The sequence below is a fragment of the Candidatus Glassbacteria bacterium genome (assembly GCA_019456185.1).
GTDB lineage: Bacteria > Gemmatimonadota > Glassbacteria > GWA2-58-10 > GWA2-58-10 > JAJRTS01.
This window is the reverse complement of sequence record VRUH01000085.1, coordinates 1-11,244: the sequence shown is the minus strand read 5'-3', so window position 1 is coordinate 11,244 and position 11,244 is coordinate 1. Positions and strand designations below refer to the sequence as shown.

Here is an 11,244-nt window from a genome sequence, read left to right as displayed (position 1 = left end):
CAGGGTTCCATCCGGCACACCTCCATCGGCCAGGGCCCTGGCGGCCGCATTAGTCGAGCCGATTATCCGGTAAGTGAACAGGCAGCGTCCCAGCAGGGTCGTGGCGAGTTCTTCCTCCAGTTCGAACCTGCTGATCGTATCCGGCACTGCGACCAGGGTCCAGCCGCGGGTGCAGTCCCCGTCGATATGGTAGCCCTGCAGGCGCAACAACTCGACCGTCCGCTCCAGGTCGCACGACCCCTCGGTGGATTCGTCCATCACTTCGCCCAGACCGAATCCATCCAGCAGAGCCCGTTCATCCAGGTAGCGGTGCGGGTTCTGCTTCAGCGCCGCGAGCAGCCTGCGCTCTGCTTCGTATCCCTCATCCATTGCTGTCACTCGACAGCTTCAATGATCATCGTCAGGTTGAGTATCCCGGCAGAGTGGGTCAGCGCGCCCACCGAGATAAAATCCACGCCGGTTTCCGCAACCTCGCGCACTGTGCGCAAACTGATATCGCCGCTGGCTTCGATCTCCGGGCGGTTCTCGCCGCCCTGTTCGCGGATGATCCTGACGGCCTGGCTCATCTGTTCGACTGTCATATTGTCCAGCATGATCCGGCTGACTCCGAGCGACACCGCTTCCCGCACCTCGTCGATAGTGCGGGTCTCGACCTCCACGGGAAGACCTCGTTTATTCTGGCGGGCCACCGCCCTGAGCGCGGGTTCGATTCCTCCGGCCGCCTCGAGATGGTTTTCCTTGAGCAGGATGTAGTCGTAGAGTCCGAGCCGGTGGTTGAACGCTCCGCCCACCCGGACAGCGTATTTTTCCAGTTCCCTGAATCCCGGGGTGGTTTTGCGCGTATCCAGGATCCGCACGCCCGTGCCTTCCACACTCGCGGCGAACCGATGGGCCAGGGTGGCAATCCCGGAAAGCCGCTGCAGGAAATTCAGCACGGTGCGCTCCAGGGACAGCAGGCTCCAGGTCGCCCCCTCGATCTCGGCCACCACCTGCCCGGCGGCGATAGTCTGGCCCTCGGGAAGAACCGAAACCAGCCTGGGGCTTGGGTCGAACATGTCGAGGACGTGACGGACCACCGGCAGCCCGGCGATTACGCCGCCGGTCCGGGCGATTATCAGCGCCACGCTCCGGTTATCTTCGGGTACCGACCACCGGGTGGAAAAATCGCCCTCGCCGATATCCTCGCGCAGGGCCATCTCCACCAGCTGCCTGCTGAGTTCACCCAACTCGAATTTATTTTCCCGTTCGCGTTCCTGCATCAGCCTTCCCTGCCAGCTTCCTGCCGGCCGCATAAAATCGACCGGTAGAAATTCAGATATTTCGCGGTAATTTTCTGGATCGTGAAATGTTCGACTACGTGCTGACGGGCCACCCGGCTGAACGATTCGTAAAGGTCGTCGTTGCTCAACAGTTTTAGCGCATTGGCGCTCATTTCATCCACATCGCCCACGGCCGAAAGATATCCGCATTCGCCATCGAGCACAACTTCTTCCGGTCCGCCGCAGCGGGTGCTGATCACCGGCACACCGGTGGACAAAGCCTCCAGGATCGAGAGGCCGAAACTCTCGTTGGACGACGGCTGGAGGGCGAGATCGGCGCAGTTGAGCAGGCTGGCTATCGATTCCTGCGCCCCCAGGAACACCACCCGCTCCCCGACCCCCAGCTCCTCCGCCAGACGGTGGGCCGCGGCGCGCTCCGGACCGTCGCCCACCATTACCAGCCGCGCCTTGATCTCGCGGCTCACGTTGGCGAACACCCGGATCACATCCGGCAGGCACTTGACCGGGCGCATGTTGCTGATATGGATAATCACCTTCGAACCGTCGGGCGACAGCATGTCGCGGCTGCAGTCGCTCCTTCCCCTGCGTTTGAACACCTCGGTATCGACAAAGTTGGGGATAATCTCGATCGGACTGCCGACCTGGAGCGCCTGGATAGTCTGGTCGTGAAGGTAGCGGCTGACTACCGTCACCCCGTCGGAACGCTCGATACTGAACCTCGTGATCGATTTGAAACTCTCCTCCTGGCCCACCAGCGTGATATCCGTGCCGTGGAGAGTGGTCAGGATTTTCACCGGGTGGTCGTCTCCCAGCATCTCGCTGGCAATCCAGGCGCTGGTGGCGTGAGGGATCGCGTAGTGCACGTGCAGGAGATCCAACTCGAACTCGCGGATTACATCGTACATTTTCACCGCCAGCGACAGGGTGTAGGGCTGGTACTCGAAGAGCGGATAGCTGGAAACCTGGACCTCGTGGAAATAGACATTCCGGTAAAAACCCTTGAGCCTGTAAGGCAGCGCGTAGGAGATGAAATGGATTTCATGTCCCTGATCGGCCAGTTTCTTGCCCAGCTCGGTAGCCAGTACACCACTGCCCCCGTATGTCGGGTAGCAGGTGATACCGATTTTCAGCCTGTGCGAATCGTCGATCGTCATCAGCCGGTCCCCTCCCCTTGTTTGTGTTGATATTTCCGCCAACCCGATTCGATATCACCGATACTCAGCTTGCGGGGGTCATCACGTAAGGCCGCCTCGCGAGTGTTGAACCAGGTCCGCTGACGGCGCGCGTAGCGGCAGGTGCTGCGGACGATATTCGCCGCCGCCTCGTCCCGGCCTGTCCTGCCCCGCACCAGCGATATTATTTCAGCGTAGCCCAGGCTCTCGAAACCGGGAGCATCCTCCGGCACACAGCCCGCCAGCAAATCCCGGACTTCCACTTCCCAGCCCGCGTCGAACATCGCGCCAGTCCGTTCGGCTATCCGGCGGTCGTGCTCGTCCAGCGGCGGATCGAGCAGGATCATATACGGCGCGAAATCCGGCTTGGTTTGCGCCTCGCCGTGCAGCTCGCTCAGCGTGCGGCCGGTGAGACAGTAGACCTCCAGCGCCCGGCTGACCCGCTGCAGATCATTCGGGTGCAGACGAGCGGCGCTTTGCGGATCGACAGCTTCCAGCCGGCGGTGAATTTCGGCGCGTCCCAGGGTTTCGGCATCACGGGCCAGCTCGGCCCGCACCTGCTTTTTCCTTGCGGGGTCAACCTCCGGCTCCTCAAACATCGGGCTGCATAGCGCCTCGATATAGAACCCGGTGCCCCCGCAGACAATCGGTGTTTTGCCCGTTCCACGAATACGCTTAATCGCTTCTCTGGCCGCCGCAGCGAACAGGCCCGCGCTGAAGCTTTCGGAGACATCGATTATGTCGAGCAGGTGATGAGCCGCCATCGACTGCTCGCCGGCCGTGGGCTTGGCCGTGCCGATATCCAGCCGGCGGTAAATCTGACGGCTGTCGGCGCTGACTATCTCGCCATCCAGCCTCCGCGCCAGTTCGACAGCCAGTCCGGTTTTGCCCGAGGCCGTGGGGCCTGCGACAACAAGCAGCGGTTTCAGGATCTGCCGAACCTCCTGTTGATCTCGTCCAGTTCAAGCTCGACTATCGTATTGCGCCCGTGGACATCGGCATAGGGCAGATCGGTGGCAAACAGCCTGTCGATCAGGTCGCTCATCTCCGCCGGGCTCAATTCGGTTCCGGCCTTGATCGCCGCGCGGCAGGCCAGCGAGCGGGCCAGGGCCTGGTGACGGGTACCGGTGGAGCCGCTCCCCTCCTCGGAGAGATCGCGCAGCAGGTCGCGAAAATAGTCCTCGACCCGGCCCAGGTTCCTGATCGAGGGCACGCTGCGCACGGCCACCGTGTTACCGCTGAACTGCTCCAGATCGAACCCGGCCTGCTCGAGCAGCGGGGCGAACTGCTCGGCAGCCACGCGCTCCTCGGGCGCCAGCTGAAAAGTGACCGGGAACAGCAGACGCTGGCTGCTGACCTTGCGCTCGGCCAGCTGGCTGATCAACTGCTCGTAGATTATCCGCTCGTGGGCGGCGTGCTGGTCGATAATCAGGCAGCCCCCGCGGGTCTGGACTAAAATGTAGCTGTTGTGCAGCTGCCAGACCGATGGCAGCGCCGGGACCGTTTCCTGGCCCTGTCCGTCCAGCGCCGGAGCTGTCTGCTGTTCCCCACTGCCGGATCCGGCAGCGGGGAAAGCCGGTTGATTCTCAGGCTTCTCCGCCGGCTGCCCGGGCCGGGCCAGGGGCATCAGGAACGAGGTCTGGGTTTCGCTCCGCTGAAAAGCGGCCACCCGGCGCTGCAAGTCCCTGGGCCGACCGAATCCGGAGCTGATCAGTTTGCCGGCCTGGGGGGAGGAAAACGACGGGGTCGCGCCGTCCTGACGCAACCCCTGCTGGACCGCCCGGTAGACCATGCTGAACACCAGGCCCCCGTCGCGGAAACGGACCTCGAGTTTCTGCGGGTGGACATTGATATCGATTTCGGAGGGGTCGAGAGTCAGGAACAGAAAAAACGAAGGCCGGCCGTTATCGGCAATCGTGCTGGCGTAGCCCTGCTTGACAGCGTGGATCAGCTTGCGGTCGCTGAACGGCCGTCTGTTGATGAACATGTACTGCTCGGCGCGGCTTCCCACCGAATCCGGCGGGGCGATCAGCCCCCCCACCACTGCCCCGCCCCGCTCGAACATCACAGGCAGGTAGCCGCCCTTTGCGCGCGGACCGAACAGTTCATCGACCCGCTCGGCCACCGAATCCGCCGGGTTGGCCGAGATTATCTCGCGGCCCTCGTGAAACAGCTTGATCCCCACCCCGATCTGGGCGACAGCCAGGGCGGTCAGTGTGCGGGTGATATGGCGAAGCTCGGTTTGATCCGTCTTGAGAAACTTGCGGCGGGCCGGGACATTGAAAAACAGGTTGCGCACCGTGACCGTGGTGCCCGGCGCGCGCGAGGTCGCGGATTTTTCGACAGTCCGTCCGCCCTCGACCACGATCAGCGTGGCGGCGTCGTCCTCGCTGCGGCGGGTTTCGAGTTCGAACCTGCTCACCGAAGCGATACTGGGCAGGGCCTCGCCCCTGAATCCCATGGTCGAGATATTTTCGAGGTCCGCGGCGCTGGTGATTTTACTGGTGGCGTGACGGCGGAATGCCAGCTCGGCGTCCTCGTCGCTCATCCCCAGGCCGTCGTCGATTACCCGGATCATCCCGCTGCCCGCGCCCTCGCATTCAACCGTGATCCGTCCCGCACCCGCGTCCAGAGCGTTTTCCACCAGTTCCTTGACCACCGATGCGGGCCGTTCGATCACCTCGCCGGCTGCGATCAGGTTCTTGGTGTTTTCATCCAGCAGTTTAATCGTTGGGGCCATCCGGTTTCCCTAAGAATGGGTTTGCCTGTAAAATAATCAATATAAATTACCGTCCCTAAGCTCACAAATAAAAACGGTTCGGGAATGTCGTCACGAGGCCCGGATTGCATGAAAATACGGATTATCAGGCAATATGATTCTTGACAAAAAGTCTCAACAAAAATAGAATTGTATACTTGTCACCACTTTTCACTTTTCTTACCGAAACGACCGATGAAATTAATTTCGCTTGACGCCCTGGAACCGGGCAAAAAACTTGGCCGGCCGATCTACAACGAAAAAGGTACGCTGCTGCTGGGATCAGGCGTTCCTGTTAGCTCGCGGTATCTCCGCCGGCTGAAAGAAATGGGCTACAGCTCGGTCTATATCGAGGAGAAGGGCTATGAAGATATCGAGGTCAATGACGTAATCAGCGACAAAACACGCATGGAGGCTGTCAGCGCGATCAGCGAGACGTTCCAATCGGTCAGGGGCAGCGACAGGCGTGCAGACAGCGTGGCTCTCGATCGCGGCAAGGTGACCGGAATAGCGGACAAGATTGTCGACGACCTTACCGGCCAGAGCGACCAGATCATGGACCTGATCGACCTGAAGAGTTTTGATAACTACACGTTCATGCACTCGGTCAACACCAGCGTACTGACCGTGCTGACCGCGGCCAGTGTCGGCAAGTTCACCTCGATGGAGCTGCGGGACATGGCGATGGGGGCGCTGCTGGCCGATATCGGCAAAGCGCATATCCCGATCGAAGTGGTCCAGAAAAAAGGGCGGCTCACTCCCGATGAGTTCGCCCAGATGAAGAAACACACGAATATCGGCTACGAACTGCTGCTGCACAAATCGCAGATGAAACCGCTGGTTGCCAGCGTCGCCCTGCAGCACCATGAGTATTTCAACGGCAGCGGCTATCCCAATAGCCTGGTCAGCGAGAAAATCCATATCTTCAGCAGGTACACGGCTCTGGCCGATGTCTACGATTCGCTGACCTCGGACCGCAGCTACAAGCGCCGCCTGCCGCCGCTGGTGGGGCTTGAATACCTCAAGCTGGGCAGCGGCACCCATTTCGACCCGCAATGCCTCGAGAATTTTATCGGCCATGTCGCTCCCTACCCGACCGCCGTTACGATCCTGCTCAACACCGGAGAAACCGCGGTCGTCGTCAAGAACGACATCAAGCATATCGAGCGGCCGCTGGTGAGAGTGCTGACCACGCCCGACGGGAAAGAACTCGACAAGCCCTACGAGATCAACCTGGCCGACAAGACGGAGTATTCGATCCAGAGCATCCAGGTCTGAACCCCCGCGTTACCGCCCCGGCTTAGCCCGCGTTTTCCAGATTTCAACGCTCCGCCGCCCGATCCCGAACGTTATCGCGCCCGCATCCCGCGTGGAGAGTATTTTGCCGTTCTTTTCCCCTGTGTTGCGGCTGGCATGAGCGGGAGAAATGACCCACGGACTGCCGGAGCCTGCGTGCCTGCTGCCGCCTGCCGGTTCAGGTATTTCCCGCCATTCGATTATGTCCGCCCCCTTGCCGCCGGGTACCCCCGCACTAACCTGGTTCCAGTCCAGCTCGCTTTCCCCGGCCAGAACCAGCCTGTGGTTCCCGTACTCGAACGAAGGAGCCTCCGCGTTCCGGTCGAATGTGAACCTGGCTCCGCCGGCAACCATCGTGTCCGTTTCCGTGACCAGCCGGACAGCTATCCCGCGTGAGGAGCAGTAAGCCAGAAAGTCGGCGGTCGCCCCGGCGAAAGGTTCGGGGTGGCAAAACAGGACAGCTTCCGGCCTGAAATCCTCCATTATCCTGTAGGTCCAGCTCCGGCGCGCAGCACCTCTGCCTCGTAGGAGGAGGTAGTCCAGACGGCTTCCGGTGTGTCTGCGGAGGTAGGGACCCACCAGGTTTACTGCGCTCCACGCCCCGAATCCCGCCTGACCGGTCTGGTCGGCCAGCAGCACCGAACCGTCGGGGAATCGCACCACCGGCGCGGTGGCTTCGCCGAGGTCCAGGAACGTGACATCCAGGCGACGATACCGTCCCGCCGCCAGCGGACCCCAGAGAGCGACGTTGAGCCACAACAGCAGGATCACAACCAGACGGCCCCCGTCGGACCGTTTTCCGCCGAACCAGCTCGCCGCCGACCACAGCAGCAGCCAGCAGAAAACCAGGTCGACTGCCCCCGGTACCGGTACCGCCAGCGACGACCACTCGAATCCGGCGAACCAGCGCGCAACCTCCGCCATCGACCCGAGCGACCAGGCCACCGGACCCGCCGCCAGCCGGCCGGCATCGAGCCAGACCAGACCGACCAGGTCGGCCAGGAAACCGCCCAGCACGGAAAACCCGGCCAGCGCCACTACGGGCGGATTGGCGACAAAGGCAGCCGGGCTGAAACGGTGGAAGTGGCAGGCCAGCAGAGGGGCCACCGCAAGCTGGGCAACAGCGCTGATCGCAACCAGACGGAACAGCCAGCGCCACAGGCGGTTGCGCCACCAGTCACGCTGGTTTACCCGGCGCTCCATAATCGGCATCACCAGCCCGATCCCGCCCACCGCGGCGAACGACAACTGGAAGCCCGCGTCGGTCAGCCACGACGGGTTCACCATCAGCAGCAGGGCGAACGCCGCGGCCAGCGAGTTGAGTACAGCCCGCTGCCTTCCCGCCGGCAGGGCGAACAGGGCGAAAGTGATCAGCAGCCAGGCCCTCATCACCGAGGGCCGTCCGCCGGCAGCCATGGCATAGACCAGCAGAACCGTCGAGGTCAGCCATGCCGCCGTGAAGCTCCTGCCCAGCAGGAGCACGAAAAAGAGGTAAACGGCCCCCGCGATAAAACCCAGGTGCAGGCCGCTGACAACCAGCACGTGGACAGTCCCGCTTTCCACGAACCAGCCCTCCAGGGTATCGTCCAGCCCGGCTCGTTCACCCAGCAGGATCGCCCCGGCCATCTCCCTGATTTCAGGATCGGGATAAAGCTGGTCGTGGAGCCTGTGCAGGCGGGCGTGCAACAGCGCAGCCAGCCTCCTGAATTCCGGCAGCTGCGAAAATTGGTTTACGGTTTCTTCAAGTATTCGGACATGGCCGCCATCCTCCACCTCAAGCTGTCCCGCCACCATCCTCCGTCCCCGGTACTCCCGCCAGTCGAAACCGCCGGGGTTGGCATAGCCGGTCAGCGGCCTCAGACTACCGGCCAGCACCAGGGGTTCGCCGCCGGCCAGATCAAGCCCGCCGGGGTTATCGACCCGGACACCGGCCCGGTAGGACGCCTCCCGCCAGCCGCTGTCTCCGGACCTCTTTTCAGCCCTGATTTCCATCTCGAATCTCAGGAAATCCCCTCGGCCGTAATAGCCCCTGACTTTCCTCGACGGCCCGGAGGCGTATCCCCGCACGGCAACGAAATCGCGGTCTGATGTTACGTAAGCGCGTTTGATAGAGAGGGTCTTGTCGAACAGAACGGCCAGCAATGCGCCGGTGAGCAGGATAGCCAGACAGGCCAGGGTTTGCTGAACCCGGCCCATGCGGGCGTGGAACTGAGAAGCTACAAGCAGGATGACGACTGTCAGCAGCCAGGCTGCGGATATAGGGGCCAAACCGGAGGGGAAATAATTCCGGAACCAGATCCCGGCAGCCAGCAGAAGGGCCAGCCACAGTGCGGGCAGACGGTGGAAAGCGATTGCGCGGGGAGGGTTTCCCGGCAGGTTAGCCACATTCGCTCCATGCTGTGTTTCGATAACCGCTCAATTCGCAGTGCTGATTACCGCTCCACCCGTTCTCCCACCAGGTTCATCCCGGTGTTGCCCGTTATTCTGGCCGGGAGAATGTGGCCGATCTCGTCCTCAGCGGCCTTGAGGAACAGGTTGAAATGCGTGCGGGTGCGCGCCTGCATCTTCCCCTCGCCCGTTTTCGCCACCTTGACCGGGATCGCGTCGACCACCCTGCCGGCCATTGCGTCCAGCGCCTGCCTGGTGTGCTCCAACTGGAGGTCGATAACCTCTTCCAGCCGGGCCGCTTTATCCGCCTCCGGCACCGAGTCCTCCCAGCTGCCGGCGCGCGTGCCGGGGCGCGGGGAGTAGCGGAAGGTGAAAGCATAATCGAACTTCACAGCCTCCATCAGCGAAACGGTCCGGCGGAAATCCTCATCCGTTTCGCCGGGGAAGCCGACCAGGATATCGGTCGTCAGGCTGATCCCCGGCACAGCTCTGCGGATCGCCTCAACCCGTTCGAGATAGTAGTCCCGCGTATAGCCCCGGTTCATTTTGTCGAGCACGGGGTCCGAACCGGACTGGACTGGCAGGTGAAGGTGCTCGCAGACTGTTGAACATTCGGCAATCGCCTCGATAATCCTGTCCGACATGTCGCGGGGATGGCAGGTTAGGAACCGCAGCCACTCCAGGCCGTCGATCTTGTCGAGCCTGCGCAGCAGCGCCGCGAAATCCGTCTCCCCGTCGCAGTAGGAGTTGACATTCTGGCCCAGCAGGACTATCTCCCGCGCGCCGTGGTTTACCTCGCGCCTGACCCACGTTTCCACGGTTTCGGCGTCCACGGAACGTTCGCGGCCGCGGACAAAGGGGACGATACAGTAGCTGCAGAAATTGTCGCAGCCGCGGGTGACCGGCACCCAGGCGCTGACCGGATCGGCCCGGCGCGGCTGGAGGTCCTGGTACGTCTCGGCCCCGTCGAGTTCCAGCCGGGCCAACTGGACCGCGTTGCCGCCGGCAAGCTCATCGAGCATCTCCGGCAGGGCACGATAGGAGTCAGGCCCGGCCACGAGGTCCACCCAGGGGGCGTCGCTCAGGATTTTCTCGCCGATCCGCTGGGCCATGCAGCCGATAACGCCCAGCAGCATGAATTCGGAAGCTTCCTTGAGCGCCTTGAGCGTACCCAGCCTGCCGAAAACTCTCTGCTCGGCGTGTTCCCGTACGCCGCAGGTGTTGACCAGCACCAGTTCGGCCTCCTCCAGCGACCCTGCCGGCCGCAGGCCTCCGGCCGAGAGCATCGCCTCCACCAGCTCGCTGTCGCTGAAATTCATCTGGCACCCGTAAGTCTCTATATAGAATGTCTCGGGCCTTCTCATTTAAAGTCCTTTCTGAAGTGTCAATCGCCGGGCAACACTGCCCTCAACCCGTCTTCGTCCACCTCGGTGGCCAGCAGCTCGAACCGTCCCGGCGGGCACTCTCCCCTGAAAGATAACAGCACGTAGTTATCGCTGCGGCATTGGTGCGTGCCTGAACTGTCGGTCACCTCGCGGATCACCTCCAGCCGCTGCCCGGCAAGATTTTCGCGAAAAGCCAGATTCTTCCGCGCGGACAATGCCCGCAGCTCCCTCACCCGCCGGGTCACTTCGGCTTTCGGCGGCCGGCCCTGCATCTCAGCGGCCGGCGTGCCGGGACGGGGCGAGTACGGGAACACGTGGAGGTAACTGAACGGCAGGGCATCCAGCAGGTCGTACGTGGCCCGGAAATCCTGCTCCGACTCGCCCGGAAAGCCGGCTATTACATCGGTGCCGAGTCCCAGCCCGGGAACCCGGCCGGACGCAGACTCCACGCTCTCGCTGAACTCAGCCGACGAGTACCCGCGGTCCATCCTCCTCAGCACCGGGTCGCTGCCGTGCTGGAGCGGGATATGCAGGTGACGGCAGACACGGGGGTTACCGGCGACATGGTCCACCAGGGCGCCGTCCAGTTCTCCCACCTCCACCGAACTCAGCCGCAGACGAATCTTTTTCGTAGCATCCAGTACCGCAGCCACCAGCGACGACAGCGAGAGGTCCTCCGCCAGATCGCGCCCGTATTTACCGATATGGATCCCGGTCAGGACCGCCTCGGCGTGGCCCGAGCGTTCCAGCCCGGCCGCTTCCTCGACCACTTTCTCGATGGCGCGGCTGCGGCTGGGCCCGCGCACCAGCGGGACGATACAGTACGTGCAGCGGTTGTCGCAGCCGTCCTGAACCTTGACATAGCCCCTGGCCCGGCCCCGGTGGGCCTCCAGCACAGGCAGATCGGGATATTCGGTCCGGGTGGCCACCCCCCCGGCGGCAGTCAGGATTCCATCCCTGTTATC

The 11,244-nt window shown here is 62.5% G+C and carries 9 protein-coding genes; 1 reads left to right on the top strand and 8 read right to left on the bottom strand.

All coding sequences use genetic code 11. The annotated features are described in order from the left end of the window. From FVQ81_17325 to mutL, 5 genes are all read right to left on the bottom strand, one after another. Positions 1-369, bottom strand: a 369-nt coding sequence (locus FVQ81_17325) for a hypothetical protein (GenBank protein MBW7998294.1), incomplete at its 3' end; no start/stop codon positions are given. A gap of 5 nt (positions 370-374) precedes the next feature. Beyond that, on the bottom strand, positions 375-1,196 hold the full coding sequence (gene nadC, locus FVQ81_17320) for a carboxylating nicotinate-nucleotide diphosphorylase (protein MBW7998293.1): 822 nt from the start codon (positions 1,194-1,196) through the stop codon (positions 375-377). A gap of 62 nt (positions 1,197-1,258) precedes the next feature. Then, positions 1,259-2,410 carry an N-acetyl-alpha-D-glucosaminyl L-malate synthase BshA gene (bshA, locus tag FVQ81_17315; protein MBW7998292.1) on the bottom strand — a complete coding sequence of 384 codons (1,152 nt, stop codon included), beginning with the start codon at positions 2,408-2,410 and terminating at the stop codon, positions 1,259-1,261. Between the two features lie 23 nt (positions 2,411-2,433). Beyond that, the gene (miaA, locus tag FVQ81_17310; GenBank protein ID MBW7998291.1) at positions 2,434-3,384 is read right to left on the bottom strand and encodes a tRNA (adenosine(37)-N6)-dimethylallyltransferase MiaA; all 951 of its coding nucleotides are present in this window, start codon (positions 3,382-3,384) and stop codon (positions 2,434-2,436) included. Next, positions 3,378-5,192 carry a DNA mismatch repair endonuclease MutL gene (gene mutL / locus FVQ81_17305; protein ID MBW7998290.1) on the bottom strand — a complete coding sequence of 605 codons (1,815 nt, stop codon included), beginning with the start codon at positions 5,190-5,192 and terminating at the stop codon, positions 3,378-3,380. Before mutL ends, miaA begins: the two co-directional genes overlap by 7 nt. A 213-nt stretch (positions 5,193-5,405) precedes the next feature. Between mutL and FVQ81_17300 the strand changes: the two genes are divergently transcribed. Continuing rightward, positions 5,406-6,488 (top strand): HD-GYP domain-containing protein, encoded by a 1,083-nt coding sequence (locus FVQ81_17300; protein MBW7998289.1) that lies wholly within the window; start codon positions 5,406-5,408, stop codon positions 6,486-6,488. Positions 6,489-6,497: 9 nt separating this feature from the next. Here FVQ81_17300 and FVQ81_17295 read toward each other — a convergent pair whose 3' ends face one another. The 3 genes from FVQ81_17295 to FVQ81_17285 all read right to left on the bottom strand — a co-directional run. Beyond that, the gene (locus FVQ81_17295) at positions 6,498-8,891 is read right to left on the bottom strand and encodes a DUF4131 domain-containing protein (protein ID MBW7998288.1); all 2,394 of its coding nucleotides are present in this window, start codon (positions 8,889-8,891) and stop codon (positions 6,498-6,500) included. Between the two features lie 47 nt (positions 8,892-8,938). Then, the gene (gene miaB, locus FVQ81_17290; GenBank protein MBW7998287.1) at positions 8,939-10,258 is read right to left on the bottom strand and encodes a tRNA (N6-isopentenyl adenosine(37)-C2)-methylthiotransferase MiaB; all 1,320 of its coding nucleotides are present in this window, start codon (positions 10,256-10,258) and stop codon (positions 8,939-8,941) included. A 20-nt stretch (positions 10,259-10,278) separates the two neighbouring features. Then, a partial coding sequence (locus tag FVQ81_17285; GenBank protein MBW7998286.1) for a MiaB/RimO family radical SAM methylthiotransferase occupies positions 10,279-11,244 on the bottom strand: 966 nt, incomplete at its 5' end.